Raw genomic sequence first — 21,692 nt, forward strand, 5'->3', positions numbered from 1 at the left:
GGGACGCCGCAGGCTTGGCCTGTGCACTCCACCGGCAAGACTTCGCGGATCGCCTCGGCCGCGTCGCACGCGCAGTGCTGTTCGCCGGATTGAACTCGCGCGGCGCCACGCCGGTCCCAACCGGGGTTGCCGCATGCAGGCTTGCCCATGATTGCGATGCCAACGACGCGGACGCTCGCCGGATGCCTCGCCGCGCTTTTGTTGTCGATCGCCCGGCCGGGCAGTGCCGCCGCGCCAAATGTCTTTCCGCAGATCGCGCAGCGCGCAGCGGCCTGCGTCGCCGACCAGCGGTTCGCTGTCGGCGATTCCGTCGTCGAACTGACGTTCGATCCCGCCGCGTTCGCGGTCGGCGCGACGCCCGTCTGCCGCTGGGTCGCGCAGGCGGCCACGGCGGTCGCGGGCTATTTTGGACGATTCCCGGTGCGCCACGAGCACGTTGTCATCCGGCCCGTCGACGGCGACGGTGTGCATGGCGGCACCACGTGGGGAGCCGGCGACACGGATGGCCGGCCGCTCAGCGTGATCCGGCTCGGCCGAGCGGTCACGCTCGCGGAACTCGATGACGATTGGGTGATGACGCACGAGATGGTGCACCTTGCGGTGCCGTCCGTGCCGCGCAACAGCCACTGGCTCGAGGAAGGCATCGCGACCTATGTCGAGCCGATCGCGCGCGTACAGCAAGGCCAGCTCTCTGCGAAAAAGGTCTGGGCCGACATGCTGCATGGAATGCCGAAGGGATTGCCCGCGGAAGGCGATCGCGGACTCGACCGCACGCCCACCTGGGGCCGCACGTATTGGGGCGGCGCGCTGTTCTGCCTGCTCGCCGATGTGGAGATCCGCCGCCGCACGCACAATCGATCCGGGCTGCGGGAAGCCTTGCGCGGCGTGATCGCCGCAGGCGGCAACATCGAACAGGACTGGCCGGTGGCGAAGATCATCCGGATCGCCGACGACGCCACTCGCGACGCGGGCGCGCTCGCCGGGCTCTACTCCGAAATGGGCGACGCACCGGGTCCTGCCGACATCGACTCGTTGTGGCGCCGGCTCGGCGTCGTCGCGGACGGAGCCGGTATCCGCTTCGTCGATGACGCGCCGGATGCGGCGATCCGCAAGGCGATCACGGCGACCGATGCGACCGGCGCCTACTCGAGTCCGGCGCTGACCCTGGGCGGCCACTATGTCGTGGCGTTTGGAGCGATTCCTCCCGACCTTTCGTTCTACTACCCTGCCTATGTCTGCGCGTATCCGAATTGTTCGCTCGCGAACGCCCAAGCCGTGCAACTCGGTGCGGCCCAGAACTACCCGAACATCGATCTTGCGATCCCGCACCTCGACCTGATCTTCCGCGGTGGATTCGATCCGTGACGCAGCACGTCGCCGTCATGCGTTGACAAGTTGCGGGCCAGCACTTCACGTTGACGAGTCGTGCGGGACGTTTGCTCGGCGCTTTTCGCGGATCGCGACATCGCGTTCACAAATCACGCGCAACGCGGATTCCGACGCGCGCGCTGCGCGTGTCAGCCGGCGCGGCGATGCGGAACGCGGAGCGCACCTGGTCCGGATCACTGCCCCAGGAACCGCCGCGCACGACACGCTGCGCGCAGCCGGGATTGACCCAGGCTGCGCTGTCGCGCGGGGCGCGCACGTAGTTGTCGTGCCAGCAATCCTCGACCCATTCCGAGACATTGCCTTCCATGTCGTACAGGCCGAATGCATCCGCGGGGAAACTCTTGACCGGCGCCGGCCCCCAGTAGCCATCGCTGTAGTGCGGGAACGCGACGCTCCAGCTGCGCTTGGTCGGCGAGCGGTCGCCTTCGCCCGTGAAGTTGCCGACGACTTTGTCGGGATTGCCATCGCCCCATGGATAGCGCGTGTGCGATCCGGCACGCTCGGCGTATTCGAATTCCGCCTCGCTCGGCAACCGGTAGTGCTTGCCGGTGCGCGCGGACAGCCAGGTGAGATAGGCGCTGGCGTCGTTCCATGAGATGTTGATCACCGGCAGGTTGTCGCTGGCGCGCTCGCCGCGGTAGTCGTTCTGCCAGGTCATGCCGCGGCGATCGGCGATGCGTCCGGAGCTTTCCTCGTAGACCGCGCTGGCGCCGAGCTTCTCCGCGTCGCTGACGTACTCGGCGGCACGCACGAATTCGCGGAACTGGCCGACCGTGAGCTCGCTCTGGCCAAGCGCGAAACCAACCTCGATGCGCACACGCCGCTGTGGTTCCTCACTGTCCGTGTGCCCGACCTCGTCGGCCGGCGATCCCATCACGAATTCGCCAGTCGGGATCACCACGACCGCCGGCGCGTTGCCGGCGATGTCGAGGAAACGGTCGCGGATCACCTGACCCGGCGACAGGCTCGCGTACAGGCGCGCGTTGCGCAGGCGCAGGTTGAACTTGTCGAGACCTGCGAGATCGGGGCTGATCGACTGCGCCTTCCTGGCCAACTGCTCGGCGAGGTCCGCGTTGCCCGAATCGAGGGCCGAGCGCGCCTGCGCAAGCACGGTCTCGGCACGCTGACCACGGATGCCGTCGATGCGCGTACGCGTCTCCAGCAACGCCTGCGATCCGGGGCGGATCGCGGAGGCCTGCGCCAACATGCTGTCGGCATCGGTGAAATTGTCCTGCGCGGCGTCGGCCAAGGCGTGATCGAGATAGCCGTGCTCGATCTCGGCGAGGCCTGCGTCGGCGAGGCGATTGCCCGGATCGAGCTTGAGCACGTTGCGATACACCGCGAGCGCGCTCGCGTCCGCGGGCTCGGTGGCGTGCCCCGCCTTCATCAGGCTCGCCGCATGCGTCAGCATCGGCAGGATCTGGCGCAGCGTCTTCAGGCGCGCACGCGCGCTGGCGAGCTCGTCGTCGATGTGAGGCAGCTCCGCATACACCGCGAGATAGCGCTGCGCCGCGTTCTCGTCGCCGCGATCGATCGCCGCAAGGGTCCAGTCGCGCAGCGCGCCGCCGATGCGCTCGAGCGCGGCCTCCGCCTCGATATTGTTCGGCGCGGCCGCAAGCACCTCGCGATACAGCGCGATCGCATTGCCTTCCTTCGGCTCCAATAGCGCGCCCTGCTCCTCCGTGTTGCGCGCCTTCTTCAGCAGGGCCGCGACCTCTTTCGTGGTCGCGACCGGCGGGCCCATGCGCACCGCCTCGGCGAACGAGGTGCCCGATTCGGGCTCGGGCGAGGCGCTCGCCGGCGCCGTCTGCGCGGGTGGCGCCTGCACCGCCGACCAGGTCGCCGGCGCCGATACGTGCTGTCCGGGCAGGCTCGTCGCGAACCGCTGCTCCGGCTGCGGCTGGATATGCAACACGCCCGGGAAGAAGCGGTACGCCAGCGCGAAGGCGAGCAGGGCCAAGCCTGCGGCGCCGCCGAGGGTGTGCTGCTTGCGTGCGACTTCGGTACCGGGCATCGTGCCTCGATTATCGGCGCTCGGCGCCGCTTATTGAAGCCGTCATCGATCATCGTCGCGACGATGGGCGCCGGCGTCAGACCCCAGCCACCGCTCGTCCTGAGGTATCGAAGGATGAACGGTCGCGCAACTCACGACCGGACGCGACATCCATCGTCCGCACAGAGGGACATCACTTGACCGACTGGATCGAACGCAGCGACGCGCTGCACCGCCTGCTGGATGCGGCTCCGATGTCGATAGGACTCGACACCGAGTTCATGCGCATCGACACCTTCCTGCCGCGCCTCGCGCTGGTGCAGGTCGAGATCGACACACGCATTGCCCTGATCGATCCGACCGCCGAAGTCGATCCTGCGCCGCTGGCCGCCCTGCTCGCCGATCCCGCGCGCACGATCGTGATGCACAGCGCCAGCGAGGACCTGGAAGCGCTGGCGACCTGGTCCTGTTCGATCGCGCGGCTGTTCGACACGCAGATCGCCGCCTCGTTTGCCGGCCTCGGCGCCGGACTTGGCTACCAGAAACTGGTGCGCGAGCTGACCGGCGTCGAGCTGCCGAAAGGCGAGACACGCTCGGACTGGCTGCGCCGTCCGCTCAGCGAGCACCAGCTCGAATACGCCACGCAGGATGTCGTGCATTTGCCGGTGCTGCACGCAGAACTCGGAGCGCGCGTCGAGCGGCGCGGCTACAGTGCGTGGCTGGCCGAGGACTGCGCGCGCATGCTCGAACGCGCGCGCCAGCGCGAACCCGATCCGCAGCCGCAAGTCGCCTTGCGTGGCGCCGCCGAGTGGCCATCGGAACGCCAGGCACTGCTGCGTCGCGTGCTGCTCTGGCGCGATGCGACCGCGCGTGCGATCAACCGGCCGCGGCCTTGGCTGCTCGATGACGCGCATGCGCTCGATCTCTGCGCGCGGCCGCCGGTGGATGGCGATGAACTCGCGGAGCGCAGCAGGGGCCTGCGCGCGCTACGCGGCCCGCAGCGCGCCGAACTGCTCGCGGAGCTGACCGCACCGCTGGCAGCGGACGAGCTCGAGTTCGCGCCGATCCCGCGTGCACCCTCCGCGGGCGACAAGACCGTGATCGCCGCGATGAAGGAAGTCGTCGCCGCACGCGCCACAGAACTCGACTTGCCCGAAGGCCTGCTCTGCGCGCGCAGGCATCTGGAATCCCTGCTGGCGGCGCGACGCTGGCCGTCCGCACTCGACGGCTGGCGCCGCGATGTGCTGCACGACGCATTGGTCGCGCTGCTGCCTGCTTGACCGAAGCCACTCCGCCTGGAACTTGACAAGCCCCCCGCGCATGCCCGCACACTGCAGACCATGAACCTCAGTCACGACCACCTTGCGCACATCCTTCCGGCGATCCGCCGGAGCGCGCCGGTGTGCGCGACCGCCTGCATCACCGCTTCCGCGACGACGACCACCACGACGACCACGACGACCACGATTACTACCGTGGAACGGGTGCCCGCGCGCGATTGATCCAATCCAGCAACGGCCCCGCCCCGCAAGGGACAGGGCCGAGCTGCATAGCCCTGACCGCGCGGAACGGGGCCTCCACATCAGGAGGCCATTCCATGTCCGAACCCGCCAGTCACGTTGCCGTCAAGGCCCCGACGCCGGCCCAGCAGATCGTCGCGCACAAGTTCGGCGGATCCAGCCTCGCCGACGCGAGCTGCTTCCGGCGCGTCGCCGCGATCCTGCATGCGCAACCCGAATTTCGTCAGCTCGTCGTCGTCTCGGCGATGCATGGCACCACCAACGCGCTGATCGCGCTCGCCGAGACGGCGGCGAGCGGCGCACCGGACTGGAACACCGGCTGGCAGGCGTTGCGCGACCGCCATCTCGCCATCGTGCACGACCTGCTCGATGCACGCGCGCACGCGACACTCGCGTGGATCGAGCAGGGCTTCGCGCAACTTGCGAATCTGCTGGGCGCGTTGGCCGTGCTCGGCACGCCGAATCGCGAGGCATTCGAATCGATCCAGGGGCTGGGCGAAGTCTGGTCGGCACGCCTGCTCGCGGACTTCCTCGCGATGCAAGGCGTCGACTGCGCCTGCCTCGATGCGCGCGAGGTGCTGGTCGTCAACCACGGCGAGCTCGGTGCGGCTGTCGACTGGAGCGAGAGCGGCGCGCGGTTCGCCGAATGGCGCGCGCGGCATGCGCAATCCTGGCTGATCGTGACCGGATTCATCGCGCGCACACGGACCGGCCGCGCGACCGTGCTCGGCCGCAACGGCAGCGACTATTCCGCGGCGATATTCGCAGCGCTGTGCGATGCCCGCGAACTGACCCTGTGGGGTGACACCGACGGCGTGCTCTCGGCCGACCCGCGCCTGGTGCCGGATGCGATTCCGCTGCCTTCGTTGAGCTATGACGAAGCCTGCGAGCTCGCATACTTCGGCGCCAAAGTCATCCATCCGCAGACCCTGACGCCGGTGATCGCGCGCGGCTTGCCGGTGCGCATCCGCAACACGTTCCACCCTGAGCATCCCGGGACCGCGATCGGTGAGGTCGCCGCGGTGGGCGCGCATTCGCCACCGGTCAAGGGCATCAGCACCGCGCGCGAGCTTGCCGTCGTCACGCTCGAAGGCGCCGGCATGATCGGCGTGCCCGGCACCGCCGAGCGCACGTTCGGTGCGCTGCACCGCGCCGGCGTATCGGTGGTGATGATCTCGCAAGGTTCGTCCGAGCACTCGATCTGCTGCGTCGTGCGCGACGCCGACGTGGCCGACGCGGAAACGGCGCTGCGCCGCGCATTCGCGGCCGAGATCACGCGCGGCGAGATCCACAGCGTCGGCGTGGCCCGCGACATCAGCGTGCTCGCCGCCGTCGGTGACGGCATGGCCGGCACGCCAGGCATTGCCGCGCGTCTGTTCGGCGCGCTCGCGCGCACCGGCGTCAACATCCGTGCGATCGCGCAGGGCGCCTCCGAACGCAACATCTCGGTCGCGGTCGCCAGCGCTGACGCGCCACGCGCGCTGCGCGCCGTGCATTCGGCGTTCTGGCTCTCGCCGCAGACCCTGTCGATCGGTCTGATCGGGCCGGGCAAGGTCGGCGCGGCGCTGCTCAGGCAGATCCAGTCGGCGCGGCCGAGGCTGCTGCACGACATCCAGCTGGATCTGCGCGTGCGCGCCGTCGCCACCAGTCGTCGGATGTGGCTCGGCGAGGCCGGCGCCGCAGACGGCTGGAACAACGCGGCCGACATGACGTGCGATCTCGACGCATTCGCACGCCACGTGCAGGCCGAGCATCTGCCGCACGCGGTCATCATCGACTGCAGTGCCAGCGATGCGGTCGCGCAACGCTACGCGGACTGGCTCGGCGCCGGTATCCACGTGGTCACACCGAACAAGCACGCCGGTGCCGGTCCGTCCGCACGCTGGCGCGCGATCCGCGCCGCGACCGCGGGCGGCGCACGCTTCCGCTACGAGGCGACCGTGGGCGCCGGCCTGCCGGTGATCTCGACCCTGCGCGACCTGCTCGACACCGGCGACGAGATGATCGCGATCGACGGCATCCTGTCCGGCACGCTGGCATGGCTGTTCAATCGCTACGATGGCACGCAGGCGTTTTCGGATCTCGTGCGCGAGGCACATGCGCTCGGCTACACCGAACCCGATCCACGCGATGATCTCTCCGGCACGGACGTCGCGCGCAAATTGGTGATCTTCGCGCGCGAGGCCGGCGTCGAGCTCGATCTCGCCGATGTCGCGGTCGAGAGCCTTGTTCCCGAATCCTTGCGCACCCATTCCGCGGAAACATTCATGGACCATCTGCCCCAACTCGATGCTGCGATGGCCGCGCGTCACGCGCACGCGTCGCGCAACGGCAGCGTGCTGCGCTACGTCGCGCATCTCGATCACGTCGGCACGGCGCGCGTCGGTCTCGTCGAGCTGCCGTCCAGCCACGCATTCGCGCATCTGCGCCTGACCGACAACATCGTGCAGTTCACGACGCGGCGCTATCGAGACAATCCGCTGGTCGTGCAGGGCCCGGGCGCCGGCCCGGAAGTCACCGCAGCCGGCGTGTTCGCCGATCTGCTGCGCGTCTCCGCCGCACTCGGAGCGAAATTATGATGTTTGCGCTCGTCCATGATCGCGTGAATCAAACGCCGGCCATCCATGGCCGCACTTCTCACCAAAAGCGTCATTCCTGCCGACGTTCCCAGGAACATTCAGCGTGAAACAAATTGCCACTGCATTCGCGCCGGCCAGCGTCGGCAACGTAGGCGTCGGCTTCGACATCCTCGGTCACTCGATCATCGGCCCCGGCGACCGCGTGACCGTGCGACGCATCGCCGAACCGACGGTGCGTATCGCCGCGATCCGCGGCAGCATGGCACTGCTGCCGTTCGAGGCCGAACACAACACCGCCGGCGCGGCGCTGATCGCGATGCGCGCGGCGCTCGCGCTGCCGTTCGGCCTCGAGATCGAGATCGACAAGGGCATTCCGTTCGGCTCCGGCATGGGCGGCTCGGCCGCATCGGCGGTCGCCGCGCTGGTTGCCGCGAATGCGCTGCTCGACCGCGCGCTGCCGCGCGAGCTGCTGTATCCGTTCGCACTCGCTGGCGAAGCGGTCGCCAGCGGTGGTCGCCATGGCGACAACGTCGGGCCGATGCTGCTCGGTGGCCTCGTGCTGGCAACCGCGGACCAGCTCGTACGCATTCCCGTGCCACACGGGCTGCATTGCGCGCTGGTGCATCCGCATGCAGTGGTGGAGACGCGCGAGGCGCGTGCCGCGCTCGAAGGCAGCTACGCCCTGCCGGACTTCGTCGCGCAGAGCGCGAACCTGGCCATGCTGCTCGCCGGCTGCCATGGCAACAACATCGGGTTGATCCGCGCCGGTCTGCACGACGTGCTGGTTGAGCCGCGCCGTGCGCCGCTGATCAAGGGCTTCGCCGCCGTGAAGCAGGCCGCGCTCGATGCCGGCGCACTCGGCGCGAGCATTTCCGGCGCGGGACCCAGCGTGTTCGCGTGGTGTGCCGACGAGCGCTTGGCCAAGATGGCGGCGGACCGCATGCGAGCGGCGTTCGCTGGCGCGCACCTTGGCAGCGACGCCTGGATTTCGCCAGTGAACGGGCCGGCAGCGGAACTGGTTGCATGAAGTACGTCAGCACCCGCGATGAATCGCCCGCGCTCCACCTCGGCGCCGCGCTCGCCGCCGGACTCGCGCAGGATGGCGGGCTGTATGTGCCGCAACGCCTGCCGCGCTTCACGAGCGCCGATTTCGACGACCGCAACAATCTAGCCAGCGTGGCCTCGCGTCTGTTGCAGCCATTCTTCGCTGAAGACCTGCTCGCGCATGAACTCGATGCGATCTGTCGCGAGACGCTGGATCTGCCAACGCCGCTGCGCCAGCTGGATGCGCGTACGCAATCGCTGGAGCTGTTCCATGGCCCGACGGCAGCCTTCAAGGATTTCGGCGCACGCTTCCTTGCCGCCTGCCTCGCCCGCACCCGCCCACTCGATGCGCCGCAATTGACGGTACTCGTCGCGACCTCCGGCGACACCGGCGCCGCAGTCGCGGCGGCATTCCATCGCCGGCCCGGATTCCGCGTCGTGATCCTGTATCCGGATGGTCGTGTGTCACCGCGCCAGGCGAACCAGCTTGGCTGCTTCGGCGACAACGTGCTCGCGCTGCGGGTGGCCGGCACGTTCGACCAGTGCCAGACGCTGGTCAAGCAGGCGCTCAACGACGATGCGCTGAAACGCAGCATTCCGCTGACCTCGGCGAACAGCATCAGCCTCGGCCGCCTGCTGCCGCAGATCACCTACTACGCGCTGGCCGCACTGTGGCACTGGCGCATGCACGGCGAGCCGCTGAGCTTCGTGATCCCGACCGGCAACCTCGGCAACGCGCTGGGCTGCGTGCTCGCACGCACGATGGGCCTGCCGATCGGCGACATCGTGCTGGCAACGAATGCGAACCGCGTGCTGCCGGAATTCTTCGCCGGCACCGACTACGCACCACGCCCGAGCATCGCGACCCTGGCCAACGCGATGGACGTCGGCGCGCCGAGCAATTTCGAGCGCCTGCGCTGGCTGTATCCGGACGCCGGCGAGCTTCGCCGCGCGTTGCGCGCCGAGGCCGTCGACGACGCGCAGATCCGTGACGCGATCCGCGCGAGCCGCGAACGTTACGGCACCCTGGTCTGCCCGCACACCGCGACCGCGCTGCGCGTGCTCGAACGCATGCGCGTGCGCGGAGACGAGCGACACTACGCCATCGTCGCGACCGCGCATCCGGCGAAATTCGATTCCGTCATCGAGCCGCTGATCGGAGCGGCCGTCGACGTCCCACCGACGCTGGCTGCGCTGCTCGCCCGACCCTCGCAAGCCGAGCCACTGGCTGCGGACTACGCGGCGTTGCGCGAGCGACTCGTCGCATCGAGCGGTCGGGTGTGAGCGGCTATGAACATTGGTCGACTTGCTTCTGCTTCCCTGCGCAACGGGGAACGAAAAGCCGATCAAGTCATCGTTCCTGGCCACGTGCAGGCAGCCGAACGGGCCGATCATGGGTGTCAGGCTTGGCGATCCGCGGTTCGCACGCTATCATTCGCGCCCCTTTCGCGGCCGATTGGCCCGAAAACAGTATCGTGGGGCGGTAGCTCAGCTGGGAGAGCGTCGCGTTCGCAATGCGAAGGTCGGGAGTTCGATCCTCCTCCGCTCCACCATTCAATCCAGTGCGAAAGCCCCTGAAAGCCAACACTTTCCGGGGCTTTCTTGCTTCTGGACTCGTTGCAACACCGCCATCGCCGAACGGGCCGGCGCCGCTCGCGGGCCGGATCTTGCGGGTGCCGAGGTTCGCGAGCAGACTTTTGCCGCGGGGTAGAGCAGTGGCAGCTCGCTAGCCTAACCTGCTGGAGGTCAGTGGTTCGATTCCACTCCCCGCTACCACGGGGGTGCTTCCGGCGCGGCCGGAGCGATTTGCGACCCCTGTTCCCTGGACCGTCAGACTGGAGGTGTCGGGTTATTGCAGTTACCGCAATTCCTCTGCCCACCCTGAGCGACATCTGCCTCTTTGGCATGGCCGCGCTCATGTGCGTGGTGGCCTACCGACAGCTGCGCAAGACAGCGCGTTAGATCCAGATCCACGATTCGTTCGAACGGCACCGCTCGGTGCCGTTTTTTTTTACCGCAGGCGGTCCGGATACGACGATCCTCGCGGCAGGCGCGCTGATGCTCGCCCGCCTCGTGCTCAGCCCGTACCACTGTGCGCATACACGCGCTTGCCTCCGACCCAGGTTTCGAGCACCTGCGTCTGCCAGATCCGTGCCGGCTTCACCGCGAACAGGTCACGGTCGATCAGGATGAAGTCGGCCCACTTGCCCGGCTCCAGCGTGCCGAGCGTCTTCTCCTGGTGCGCGGCATACGCGGCATCGAGCGTGAACGCGCGCAACGCTTCCACCAATGTGAGGGCCTGCTCCGGATGCCAGCCGCCGGGCGGATGGCCCGCATGATCCTGACGCGTGACCGCCGAGTACAGGCCGTAGAACGGATTCGGCGATTCCACAGGGAAGTCCGATCCGCCCGCGACCACCGTGCCCTGCTTCAGGAACGTGCGCCACGCATATGCGCCCTCGATGCGATCGTGGCCGATACGATCCTCGGCCATGTTCATGTCGGACGTCGCGTGGGTCGGCTGCATCGACGCGATCAGCTTGAGCTTCGTGAAGCGCGGAATGTCCTGCAGCGAAACCACCTGCGCGTGCTCGATGCGGTTGCGCAGGTTTTCGCCGCCATGCGCCATGTAGGCCGCGGCAAAGCTGTCGAGCACCTCACGGTTCGCGCGATCACCGATCGCATGAATGCAGACCTGATAACCCTTGCCGAGCGCCTTGCCGATCATCGCGGCCAGCTCGTCGGGCTTGTAGAACAGCAACCCCTGGTTGTGCGGGTCATCCGAGTACGGCGCGAGCATCGCCGCGCCGCGGCTGCCGAGTGCGCCATCGGCGTACAGCTTGACGCTGCGCGCGCTCAGGAAATCGTCGCCGTAGCCGATCAACGGACCACCCTTGCTGATCGTGTCGAAATCCTCGCCTGTGCCTCGGATCATCGCGTAGATGCGCGCAGTGAGCTTGTGCTCGTCGGCATAGCGTCGGTAGAGCGCAAAGGTCGCCGTGTCGATGCCGGGATCGTCGACCCCGGTGAGGCCGACGCTGGCCATCTCGGCCAGCGCCGCATCGAGCGCGGTGGCGGATTCGATAGGTGTGGGTGCCGGCATCCTGCGTTCGATCAGCTCCATCGCGCCGTCGACGAACACGCCGCTCGGATTGCCGCTTGCGTCGCGTTCGATGCGGCCGCCGGCCGGGTCCTTTGTCCCCTTGTCGATGCCGGCGAGTTTCATCGCGGCACTGTTGGCCCAGCCCGCGTGGCCGTCGACACGGCTCAACCACGCCGGACGATCGCCGACCACCGCATCGAGTTCGTGCGCCGTCGGAAAGCGACCCAGCTTCCAGATCACCTGGTTCCAGCCGCGACCCTGCACCCACGCGCTGGCCGGATGCGCGGCCGCGAACGTCTTCGCGGCGGCCAGCGCCTCGTCGAGCGTCTTCGTCGCGGTCAGATCGAGCTGACTCTTCATGAAGCCGAGGCCCATCACATGCCCATGCGCATCGATCAGTCCCGGTAGCAGCGTGCGGCCCGTGCCGTCGACGACACGGGCGCCATCCGCGCGCTTCGCGAGGTCGGCATGGCTGCCGGTTGCGACGACCTTGCCGCGATCGACCAGCAACGCCTCGAAGCGTTGCAGCTTGCCCGCACTGTCCAGCGTGTAGCCGTTGACGTGGTCGACGAGCAGGTCGGCGCCGAGCGCCAGTGGTGCGACCAGCAGCATGGCGAGCAGCAGGGGAAAACGGAGCGGAACCGTCATGTCGCGAACTCCCGGCGATGGAATCGCAACGATACGCGATCGGCGCCAGCGATCGCATCGCCGATGGATCCGCGGGCTGGGCCACAGTCCGAGGCTTGGCCGGGCGCCTCGGCCAACGCCCCACCCCGGCTCGCAGGCGAGCGCGGGCACGCGAACTTGCGCATGGCGCAAACTCGGCGGCATCCTATGCCGCCACGGCGCCGAAAAGGTGGCCGCATGCGCCCGTGAGAAGGCGTTGGCCCCTTCAGGAACCCTGCCCTGCGCATGATCGAATTCGGACACAGCACCCACGTCGGCTTGCGTCGCGAGCACAACGAGGACACCTACTACGCGGACGCGGAGCTCGGCCTCTGGCTGGTGGCGGACGGCATGGGCGGGCATGAGCACGGCGAGGTCGCCAGTGCACTCGCGCGAGATACCTTGGTGCGCGAGGTCGGCAACGGTGTTGAACTCGTGCGCGCGATCCAGCTCGCCGACGAGGAGATCATCCGCCACTCGACGCGCCGTTCCGAGGCGCTGCCGATGGGCACCACGATCGCCGCGCTGCGTCTGTCCGGCAACGAGTTCGAGGTCGCCTGGGTCGGCGACAGCCGTGTTTACCTGTGGAACGCGGACGGCCTCAAGCAGCTCTCGCAGGACCATTCCTATGTGCAGGAGCTGATCGACCAGGGCGCGATCACCAGCGAACAGGCGCGCAGCCATCCACACCGCAACGTGGTCACCCAGGCGCTCGGCGTGACCGATCCGCAATCGCTGCGCGTTGAGAGCGTGCGCGGCCAGCTGCTGCCGGGCATGCAGCTGCTCCTGTGCAGCGATGGCCTGACCGAGGAGGTCAAGGACAGTGCGATCGCCGCGATCGTCGGTCGCCAGGACCTGACTCCGCAGGAATGCGTCGATCACCTGATCCTCGCCGCGCTCGACGGTGGCGGCTCGGACAACGTGACCGTGATTCTGGTGCGCGCGCGCTGAGCACGCGTGCTCCTGCGCAGGGGTTCTGTAGGAGCGGCTTCAGCCGCGATGCTCCGAGAGCGTATCACTCAAGAGCAGAAGCATCGCGGCTGAAGCCGCTCCTACAAGGGAGCTCCTGCGGGTATCTTATTGCGCGTCCAGCCGTTTCCAGACGCAGGCGCCACGGCTCGCCTTGTCGATCGCCTCCAGGCGCGCGGCATGCAATGCGAGTTCGGCATCGGGCGCTCGCAGCACGCGTGGGCGCACCAGGATCTGCATCTCGGCCGCCACCGCGCGCACTTCCGCCGGCGTGCGCTCGTCGGCGAAGCCGAGATGGCCCTGTCCCGCGGTCAGCGCCAGGTAGACATCGGCGAGCAGGTTCGCATCGAGCAGTGCGCCATGCATCTCGCGATGGCTGTTGTCGACACCGAGCCGCTTGCACAACGCGTCCAGGCTGTTGCGCTGGCCCGGATATTTCTCGCGTGCGAGCGCAAGCGTGTCGAGCACGCGCGCGCGATCGGCAAGCCGCGCGTTCTCCACGCCGGCCCGCGCGAGTTCCGCGTCGATGAAGCCGACATCGAATGTCGCGTTATGCGCGATGACCTCGGCGCCGTCGATGAATTCCAGGAATTCGACGACAATGTCGCGAAAGCGCGGCTTGTCGAGCAGGAACTCGTCGCTGATGCCGGTCACCGCGCGTGCGCCTTCGTCGATCGCGCGATCGGGATTCAGATAGGAATGGAAGGTGCGTCCGGTCGCGCGGCGCTGCACCAGTTCGACGCAACCGATCTCGATCAGGCGATGTCCGCGCTGCACTTCCAGCCCGGTGGTCTCGGTGTCGAGGATGACTTGCCTCATGCGTCCTGCTGCTCCCTGAATACCAGCGCGGCGTCGCGCGCGAGCGTGTCGACCCGTTCGTTCTCGGCATGGCCGGCATGGCCCTTGACCCAATGCCAGGTCACGCGGTGGCCGGCAAGCGCCGCGGACAGCCGCTCCCAGAGATCCTGGTTCTTGACCGGCTTTTTGTCGCTGGTGCGCCAGCCGTTCGCGCGCCAGCGCGCCATCCATTCCTCGACGCCGCGCTTGACGTACTGCGAGTCGGTGGTCAGCACGACCTCGCACGGGCGCTTCAACGCCTCGAGGCCGGCGATCGCGGCCATCAGTTCCATGCGGTTGTTCGTGGTCTGCGCCTCGCCGCCGCTGAGCTCTTTCTCGCGTGCACCGGTGCGCAGCAACGCACCCCAGCCGCCGGGGCCCGGATTGCCGAGGCAGGCGCCATCGGTGAACAGCTCGACGCGGTCGACGCGCTCCCTTGCGGCCGTCATGCGCAGGCGCGTCGGCTCGGCGTGGCCAGGTGCGGCTGGATCACGACCCTTTCGCGCGCCGCGCGCGGACGCAGCGGCGTCAGCACCGCGCGCTGCTTCGTCGCGGCGATCAGCCAGGCACCGCGCAGTGGTGAAAGGAGGGCGCTGCGCCCGATCGCCGAGCGCTTGCTGCGCTGCGGCCAGCAGGTGCCGAGATAGTCGGTGCCGGCCGGTGCAAGCTGCCGCTTCAGCAGGCGCATGCGCACGATGTCCGCGTGCATGACGCGCGGCACCGGCAGACCACGTCGCGCCTGCCAGTGGATCCAGGCGAGCCATGGACTCCACGGATTCAACCCGCACCAGAGCAGCACGCCACCCGGTGCAAGCACGCGCGCCAGTTCGTCGATCAGCGCACGCGACGACGGCAGCACATCGCCGACGTGCTGCGCGAACACCAGCTGGAACGCCTCGTCCTCCCACGGCAGCGCGTCGGTGGTACAGGCCACGTCACCACGCAGCGCATCGCGCTCCACATGCCCGCGTATCGCGCCCAGATGGCGCGTGTCGACCGGCAGACCCCGGTTCGCCGCGCAGGCTTGCAGCAGCAAGGCGCGGCCGGCCGGCTGGCGCGCCGCGCGCACGGCCAACGTCGCGAGCTCCTCGCGCAACAGCGCCTCGAGTTCGGGCAACGCAAACAGGTTGTCGGGGCCGGTGATCACGGGCGAGTGCGGGGTCCTGAACGGCAGCGGGAAGTGTAGCGCGTTCATCCACCAGCTAATGTTTGCTTAACGTCAATGTCGGGGGCGCTGGCTATATTCGCGCGGCCCATGCGCGACTTGGAGCCTGTCCATGATCTTCCAGCACCCCGCGTTGCTCCGTAGAGGTCGTCAGGTGGAAGTGCGTCGCGCCGGACAGGCTGGTTGCCCGTTCAAGCGGCGCGTTGCCGCATGGCGGCCTCTGCGGACCAACCCGTAGGGCCCCGGGGTACTGGAAGATCATGGACAGGCTCTTGCGCCTCACCGCCGTGCCCGCTTTCGCGGACAACTACATCTGGCTGCTCGCGAACGCGAGCGGTGATGCCGTGGTCGTCGATCCCGGCGATGCGGGGCCGGTGCGTGCGGCGCTGGCACGCGACCAGCTGCGACTGCGCGCGATCCTGCTGACCCATCATCACGCCGACCATATCGGCGGCGCAGCCGAGCTCGCGGCGGAGGCCGGCGCCACGGTCTACGCACCGGTCGACGCGCGGATCGCCAGTGCCGACGTGCGCGTCGGCGACGGCGAGCGGGTGGAGCTCGATGCGCCGCGCCTGCGTTTCGAGGTGATCGCGATTCCCGGTCACACGCTGAGCCATATCGCGTACTTCGGGCATGGCCTGCTGTTCTGCGGGGATACCTTGTTCAGCGTCGGCTGCGGGCGCCTGTTCGAAGGCAGTCCTGCACAGATGCTGGCCTCGCTGGACCGGCTCGCCGCACTGCCCGGCGACACTCTGATCTGCTGCGGCCACGAGTACACGCAGGCGAACTGCGCGTTCGCGCGTACGGTCGAACCGAACAACGAAGCGCTCGCGGCGCGCTCGGCGCAGGTGGAAACGCTGCGCGCGCAAGGTGCGGCGACGTTGCCGGTCGCGCTGGACGTGGAGCGTGCATGCAATCCGTTCCTGCGCATCGACAGCGCGGCGCTGATCACTGCATTTGACCGCCACAGCCATGCCGACCGCGTCGGACGCTTCGCCGAACTTCGGCGACTCAAGGACCACTTCCGGATGCCGGCTCCATGAGGCGCCCGCCGGTCGCGCAGGCGCGCGTCGCACTGCCCGGCGTACTGGCGCTGCTGCTCGCCGCGTGTGCGACGCCACCTGCGCGGCCCCCGACATCGCCATCCGCTCCACCGCCGGAAGTCGTTTCGAGCGCGCCACCGGCTGCCACATCGGCACCAGCGGCCAAGGAAGCCGACACCTCGCCCTGGCCACGCCTGCGCCAAGCCTTCGCGATGCAGGGCTGCGACTACCGGCCACAGGTGCAACGGTGGGCGCAGACCTATGCGAAAGGTGCGCGCCAGTTCGCTGCCAGCTGGAAGCGCGCGATGCCATTTCTGCTCATCGTGGTCGATGAGCTCGCCAAGCGCGATCTGCCGGGCGAATTCGCGATGCTGCCCTACCTCGAAAGCAGCTATCAGCCCGTCGCGACGCGCGGCGACCGGCCGGCCGGCATGTGGCAACTCGTGCCCGATACCGCGCGCGAAGCGGGCGTCGTCATCGGCGCCGGCTACGACGGCCGCCTCGATGCGCTTGCGTCCACCTCGGCTGCGCTCGACCTGATCGCGCGCTATTACAAGGAATTCGCGGACTGGCGCCTCGCCGACATGGCGTTCAACAGCGGCGAATTCCGGGTCCGCAAGCTGCTTGGTCAACGCGATCCGCACGCGCTGTCGGCCGACGAACTCGCGCGTTTCGCGTTCAATCCGGGCACGCACGAGCACCTCGACCGCTTGCTCGCGCTGGCCTGCATCATCGACGACCCGGCGCGTTTCGGCATCAAGCTGCCCGAACCGGATGAGGACGACCGCCTGCAGAGCGTTACGCTCGAAGCCGGCATGGACCTGCGCCTGGCCGCGCGGCTGGCCGGCCTCGGCATCGACGACGTGAAGCGCTGGAACGCCGGGTACCGGCGCAACCGCATGGCGCCCGACGCGGTGCATCGTCTGCTGCTGCCTGCAGCGCGCGTGGAGCGCTTCCACGCGGCCGCCGACGCGGTGCCGCTTGCGCTGTGGAGCGACTGGCGCGAGGAACGCGCGGCGCGCACCAGCGGCATCGGCAGCTGGGCTACGCAAATCGGCGTCCCGGTTGCGGTGCTCGCCGCCGCGAACGCGGTCGACGAGGGCGCGACCGTGATGCCGTCGACGACGCTGCTGCTGCCGGGCCACGAGCCGGAACCGGTCGACGACGGACGGCGGAAACCGGCACGCAACCCACGTGTCCATGTCGTGGTCGCCGGCGACACGCTGTCGCGTGTCGCGCACCATTACGCGATCCCGCTGGACCGCCTGCAGCGCCTGAACCCGCAGGCGCGTGGCACCCTGCACCTGGGCGAGCGGCTGCGCCTGGAACTCACCGACGACTGAGCCGGCGGCGCTCGGTTAAACTTTGCGCTTCCGCTTTACTCGACTCACGGAGAGCACATGGGTTTCCTGCACGGCAAGCGCGCCTTGATCACCGGTATCCTCAGCCAGCGTTCAATCGCCTGGGGCATCGCCAACGCGATGCATCGCGAAGGCGCGCAACTCGCGTTCACCTACGTCGATGAGAAGCTCAAGGATCGCGTCGACGAGGCGGCGACCACGTTCGGTTCGAACATCGTGCTGCCCTGCGACGTGACCCGCGACAGCGACATCTCCGCGCTATTCGAGAACCTCGGCAAGCACTGGGACGGCTTCGACATCCTCGTGCATTCGATCGGCTTCGCGCCGCGCGAGGCATTGCAGGGCGAATTCCTCGACGGTCTGACGCGCGAGAGCTTCAGCATCGCGCACGACATTTCCAGCTACAGCCTGGCCGCGCTCGCGAAGGCCGCGCGTCCACTGATGAAGGGCCGCGGCGGCGCGATCCTGACGCTGACCTATCTCGGCGCCGAGCGCGCACTGGCGAACTACAACGTGATGGGCCTGGCCAAGGCCAGCCTCGAGGCGAACGTGCGCTACCTCGCCTACAACCTCGGTCCGGAAGGCACGCGCGTGAATGCGATCTCGGCCGGCCCGATCAAGACATTGGCCGCGTCCGGCATCGCGAACTTCCGCAAGATGCTCGACCACGTCGAGCAGAACGCGCCGCTGCGCCGCAGCGTGACGATCGACGAGGTCGGCAACGTCGGTGCGTTCCTGTGTTCGGATCTCGCCTCGGGCATCACCGGCGAAGTGACATATGTCGACGCGGGCTACAACACGCTGGGCATGACGGGGCTGTGAGGCCTCGGTGCCGGTAGCCGGGCAAAACATCACCTATTCGTCGTCCCGGCGTACGCCGGGACCCAGCGACTCCGCTTGGCGCATGATCACGAGGCACTGGATGCCGGCATTCGCCCGAGCGACGAGAAACGAGGCGCGGGTCCCTGCGGGTTGCTACCGGCCGCAAGGCGCTGCCGGTGCTGGGTGCCCGTGAGCCGTTATCCGAACCGGAAGCCGATCAAAGCATCCCATCCCAACGCTCACCGGGGACCCAGCGACTGCGCTGGGCGCACCGTCACAAGGCACTGGGTCCCGGCGTGCGCCGGGACGACGAGAACGAAGCGCCGAGCTTGAGTTGCCCGTGTTCGGTGGTGAGTGCCTGCTTCCAGCTTACAGATCCTGCAGCTTGTCCGCCGAGATCTTGATCTTGGTGCCCTTGCGCAGCGCAGCGATGAATTCCTGCGTGACCGCCGTGCCGGCGCCCTGCGTCAGCGTGGTGCGCGCGGCTTGCTTGGTCTTCGCGTCCAGCGTCGACGGATCGCCGTCGACGACGCCATCGAGCTGAACCAGCGCATAGTTGTCGCCACCCAGATCGACGAGCTGGTTGCCAGGCTTGCCCTGCTGCGGACGCGGCATCGCGAACACCGCCTTGACCAGCGCGCTGTCCACGTTCGCGGCGTCGCGGCCGATGCCTTTCTGATTCTCGACCTTGAGTTTCTGCGCGGTCGCCAGCTGGTCCAGCGTCTCGCCCTTGCCGAGTTCCGCAAACAACGTATCGGCATGCGTCTTGGCCTGCTTGGCGACGCGCTCGGCGACGAGCTTACCGCGCACCTGGTCGCGCACCTGGTCGAGCGGGATCGGCGTCGCGGGCTTGTGTTCCGCAATGCGCACGACGGCGATGTGGTTCGTGCCGAGCTCGATCGGATCGGAGTTGTTGTTCTGCACGAGCACGCTGTCCGAGAACGCGGCCTTGGCCACCGCAGGATTCGCAGCGACGCCTTCGCCGCCGCCCTGGCGCGGGAACAGCGCGGTCTTCTGGACCTTGAGTCCGAGTTCCTTGGCGGCCGCATCCAGCGAGGACGGATCCTGATAGGTCAAGTCGGTCAGCTTGCCGGCCTTTTCGGTATAGACGCGCTCACGCTCGGAGTCGGCGAACTCCTTCGCGAGCTCCGGCTTGACCTCGTCGAAGCTGCGCGTCTTGCCGGGACGGACGTCGCGCAGGTCGATGATGTGATAACCCTCGCTGGTCAGCACCGGCGCGGAAACTTCACCCTTCTTGAGCGCGAACAAGGCAGTCTCGAATGCCTCGTCGGTGGTGCCCTTGTCGAGCCAGCCGAGGTCACCGCCCTGGTTCTTCGAACCGAGGTCGGCAGAATCCTGCTTCGCGAGCGTGGCGAAATCCTTGCCGTCCTTGAGCTGCTTCTCGATGTCCTCGGCCTTCGCGAGCGCCCGCTTCTGGTCGTCGGCACTGCCCTTGCCGCCGACCTTGACCAGGATGTGCGAGGCAAGACGCTGCTCGTTCGTGACGAAGCGCGCCTTCTCCTTCTCGTAGCGATCCTTGAGTACGCTGTCGTCGGGCGTCAGGTTGACGTCGAGCTTGGCGCCATCGAGCTCGATGTAGTCGACCGCGACGCGCTCGGGAACCATGAACTCGGCCGTATGCGCCTTGTAGTAGGCATCGATCTCGTCGGCGCCGACCTCGGTGTTCTCCGGCGCCGGCTTGTCGAGCTTCACGTAGCGGAAATCGCGGCGCTGGTCCTTCAGGCGCAGATAGGTGTCGACCTCGGCGTCGGTGACGAGTGCGGTCGCGGCGACCTGCATCGGCAATTCGCGCAGGCCGAGATCCTGGCGCACGCGTTCCTCGAAACCGGCCGGCGACATGCCCTGCGACGAGAGCACCAACTTGTACTGCGCGGGATCGAACTTGCCATCGTTCTGGAACGCTGGAATGGCGAGAATCTCCTGGCGAATGCGCTCGGCCGGAACCACCATGCCGAGTTTCTCGTTCGCGGAAAGCAACACCTGCTCATCGACGAGTTGGTCGAGCAGTTGCCGCTTCACCTCGGGCCTCTCGAAGAACGAGGCATCGGCCGCGCCGCCCATCATCTGGATCATGCGCTGGCGATACTGGTTGAAGCGGTCGCGGAACTGGTCCTGGCTGATCTCCTTGTCACCGACCTTGGCCACGCTCGTGCTCGTGTTGGCGACGAAGTACGACTCGATGCCGAAGAACGAGAAGCCGATGGTGATCAGCACCAGCGCGATCTTCACGAACAGATCGGATTTCTTTCCGCGGAGGAGTTGCAGCATGAGTTCAGAACCTGTTCTGGTTGAGCATGTGTCTGCGACGAGGCGCAGTTCGTCGAACCGGCGATTTTACGCGTTCGCCGGCGCCAGTACCGCAAACGGGGCACATCCGATGCGCGATCCGGGAAAAACGAGGGCGCCACGCGGGCGCCCTCGCTGGGTCATGCAGTGGCCGGGCATCGCATCGCACCTAGGCGGCGCTGCGTCCGGTACAACAGGTATCGACCGTTGCCCAGACCCGGATCCGGAAGCGATCCATAAGGATCCAGCCGGAAAGTCTTGGTGGGTGCTGAGGGTTTCGAACCCCCGACCCTCGCCTTGTAAGGGCGACGCTCTACCGCTGAGCTAAGCACCCGGAGTCTTCTCCGGGAAGTCCGGCCACGAATGACCGGCTCCTCCACGGAGGGACCCGCGTGGATCTTAACCCAGCGCGTCCTTGAGCGCCTTGCCGGCCTTGAACGCGGGCACCTTCGACGCCTTGATCTTGATCGTGTCTCCGGTGCGCGGATTGCGGCCGGTACGCGCGGCGCGCTTGCGCACGACAAAGGTGCCGAAGCCGACCAGCGAAATCGATTCGCCGGACTTCAGCGTCTTCTTGACGACCTTGAACATTCCCTCGACAGCACGCTCCGCATCGGCCTTGGTCAATCCGGAGGCATCCGCAATCGCGCCAACAAAATCGCCTTTATTCATTTAGGACTCCCGCACGGGGCTGTTGCCCCGCAGTGAATTTGATTGAGTCGAAACGCGCGTCTTCAGAGGTTCGCTCGCCTCGCGTTCGCGCATCTCGTTTCTCCGCAATCGCCCGGACATCGGCGTCACCTGGATCGCGGCGCGCTCTTTATACCAGCGCCTCCAAAGCCGCGCAACACAAGGCGCAGCGCGCTTTTCGGGCACTTCCACGACCGTTGCGAA

The 21,692-nt window shown here is 67.6% G+C and carries 17 protein-coding genes and 3 tRNA genes; 12 read left to right on the top strand and 8 right to left on the bottom strand.

The window, feature by feature from the left end:
- Positions 1–147: 147 nt before the first annotated feature.
- The gene (locus ABD002_RS14710) at positions 148–1,365 is read left to right on the top strand and encodes a hypothetical protein (RefSeq protein WP_343792411.1); all 1,218 of its coding nucleotides are present in this window, start codon (positions 148–150) and stop codon (positions 1,363–1,365) included.
- 106 nt (positions 1,366–1,471) lie between these two features.
- Here ABD002_RS14710 and ABD002_RS14715 read toward each other — a convergent pair whose 3' ends face one another.
- Entirely contained in the window at positions 1,472–3,403 is a 1,932-nt protein-coding gene (locus ABD002_RS14715; RefSeq protein WP_343792413.1) for an SUMF1/EgtB/PvdO family nonheme iron enzyme, read from the bottom strand.
- A 176-nt stretch (positions 3,404–3,579) separates the two neighbouring features.
- Between ABD002_RS14715 and ABD002_RS14720 the strand changes: the two genes are divergently transcribed.
- The 7 genes from ABD002_RS14720 to ABD002_RS14750 all read left to right on the top strand — a co-directional run bounded on the left by ABD002_RS14720 (position 3,580) and on the right by ABD002_RS14750 (position 10,301).
- Positions 3,580–4,662 carry a ribonuclease D gene (locus ABD002_RS14720; protein WP_343792415.1) on the top strand — a complete coding sequence of 361 codons (1,083 nt, stop codon included), beginning with the start codon at positions 3,580–3,582 and terminating at the stop codon, positions 4,660–4,662.
- Between the two features lie 60 nt (positions 4,663–4,722).
- Entirely contained in the window at positions 4,723–4,884 is a 162-nt protein-coding gene (locus tag ABD002_RS14725; protein WP_343792417.1) for a hypothetical protein, read from the top strand.
- 95 nt (positions 4,885–4,979) lie between these two features.
- Complete coding sequence (gene thrA / locus ABD002_RS14730; protein ID WP_343792419.1) at positions 4,980–7,481, top strand: bifunctional aspartate kinase/homoserine dehydrogenase I; 2,502 nt, start codon at positions 4,980–4,982, stop codon at positions 7,479–7,481.
- A gap of 103 nt (positions 7,482–7,584) precedes the next feature.
- Entirely contained in the window at positions 7,585–8,508 is a 924-nt protein-coding gene (locus ABD002_RS14735; RefSeq protein ID WP_343792422.1) for a homoserine kinase, read from the top strand.
- On the top strand, positions 8,505–9,809 hold the full coding sequence (gene thrC, locus ABD002_RS14740; protein ID WP_343792424.1) for a threonine synthase: 1,305 nt from the start codon (positions 8,505–8,507) through the stop codon (positions 9,807–9,809). Before ABD002_RS14735 ends, thrC begins: the two co-directional genes overlap by 4 nt.
- 193 nt (positions 9,810–10,002) lie before the next feature.
- Positions 10,003–10,078, top strand: a tRNA-Ala gene (locus tag ABD002_RS14745).
- Positions 10,079–10,226: 148 nt separating this feature from the next.
- Positions 10,227–10,301: transfer RNA gene (locus tag ABD002_RS14750), tRNA-Val, on the top strand.
- A 301-nt stretch (positions 10,302–10,602) separates the two neighbouring features.
- Here ABD002_RS14750 and ABD002_RS14755 read toward each other — a convergent pair.
- Positions 10,603–12,276 carry an amidohydrolase gene (locus tag ABD002_RS14755; RefSeq protein ID WP_343792426.1) on the bottom strand — a complete coding sequence of 558 codons (1,674 nt, stop codon included), beginning with the start codon at positions 12,274–12,276 and terminating at the stop codon, positions 10,603–10,605.
- A 264-nt stretch (positions 12,277–12,540) separates the two neighbouring features.
- Here ABD002_RS14755 and ABD002_RS14760 point away from each other — a divergent pair, with 264 nt between their 5' ends.
- On the top strand, positions 12,541–13,245 hold the full coding sequence (locus ABD002_RS14760; protein ID WP_343792428.1) for a PP2C family protein-serine/threonine phosphatase: 705 nt from the start codon (positions 12,541–12,543) through the stop codon (positions 13,243–13,245).
- A 126-nt stretch (positions 13,246–13,371) separates the two neighbouring features.
- Here ABD002_RS14760 and dnaQ read toward each other — a convergent pair whose 3' ends face one another.
- From dnaQ to ABD002_RS14775, 3 genes are read right to left on the bottom strand one after another with little or no spacing between them, the layout of a single operon-like run.
- A complete protein-coding gene (dnaQ, locus tag ABD002_RS14765; RefSeq protein WP_343792430.1) occupies positions 13,372–14,082 on the bottom strand; it encodes a DNA polymerase III subunit epsilon in 711 nt (236 codons plus the stop codon).
- Positions 14,079–14,549, bottom strand: coding sequence for a ribonuclease HI (gene rnhA, locus ABD002_RS14770; protein WP_343792432.1), 471 nt, complete (start codon positions 14,547–14,549; stop codon positions 14,079–14,081). Before rnhA ends, dnaQ begins: the two co-directional genes overlap by 4 nt.
- Positions 14,546–15,295, bottom strand: a complete 750-nt coding sequence (locus tag ABD002_RS14775) for a methyltransferase domain-containing protein (protein ID WP_343792434.1) — start codon at positions 15,293–15,295, stop codon at positions 14,546–14,548. Before ABD002_RS14775 ends, rnhA begins: the two co-directional genes overlap by 4 nt.
- 230 nt (positions 15,296–15,525) lie before the next feature.
- Between ABD002_RS14775 and gloB the strand changes: the two genes are divergently transcribed.
- Genes gloB through ABD002_RS14790 form a run of 3 tightly spaced genes read left to right on the top strand, consistent with a single transcriptional unit; the run spans position 15,526 to position 18,491 of the window.
- Entirely contained in the window at positions 15,526–16,308 is a 783-nt protein-coding gene (gene gloB, locus ABD002_RS14780; protein WP_343792436.1) for a hydroxyacylglutathione hydrolase, read from the top strand.
- Positions 16,305–17,651, top strand: coding sequence for a transglycosylase SLT domain-containing protein (locus tag ABD002_RS14785; RefSeq protein WP_343792438.1), 1,347 nt, complete (start codon positions 16,305–16,307; stop codon positions 17,649–17,651). The genes gloB and ABD002_RS14785 overlap by 4 nt, the downstream gene beginning before the upstream one ends.
- A 57-nt stretch (positions 17,652–17,708) precedes the next feature.
- Complete coding sequence (locus tag ABD002_RS14790) at positions 17,709–18,491, top strand: enoyl-ACP reductase FabI (protein WP_343792440.1); 783 nt, start codon at positions 17,709–17,711, stop codon at positions 18,489–18,491.
- 369 nt (positions 18,492–18,860) lie between these two features.
- On the opposite strand, the gene ABD002_RS14795 is transcribed toward ABD002_RS14790, so the two are convergent.
- The 3 genes from ABD002_RS14795 to ABD002_RS14805 all read right to left on the bottom strand — a co-directional run bounded on the left by ABD002_RS14795 (position 18,861) and on the right by ABD002_RS14805 (position 21,470).
- Complete coding sequence (locus ABD002_RS14795; RefSeq protein WP_343792442.1) at positions 18,861–20,780, bottom strand: SurA N-terminal domain-containing protein; 1,920 nt, start codon at positions 20,778–20,780, stop codon at positions 18,861–18,863.
- A 277-nt stretch (positions 20,781–21,057) separates the two neighbouring features.
- Positions 21,058–21,132 (bottom strand) — tRNA-Val (locus ABD002_RS14800).
- Positions 21,133–21,197: 65 nt separating this feature from the next.
- Positions 21,198–21,470: an HU family DNA-binding protein gene (locus ABD002_RS14805; RefSeq protein WP_343792444.1), complete on the bottom strand. Its 273-nt coding sequence runs from the start codon at positions 21,468–21,470 to the stop codon at positions 21,198–21,200.
- Positions 21,471–21,692 lie beyond the last annotated feature (222 nt).

This window comes from Dokdonella soli (genome assembly GCF_039523175.1).
GTDB classification, from domain to species: domain Bacteria; phylum Pseudomonadota; class Gammaproteobacteria; order Xanthomonadales; family Rhodanobacteraceae; genus Dokdonella_A; species Dokdonella_A soli.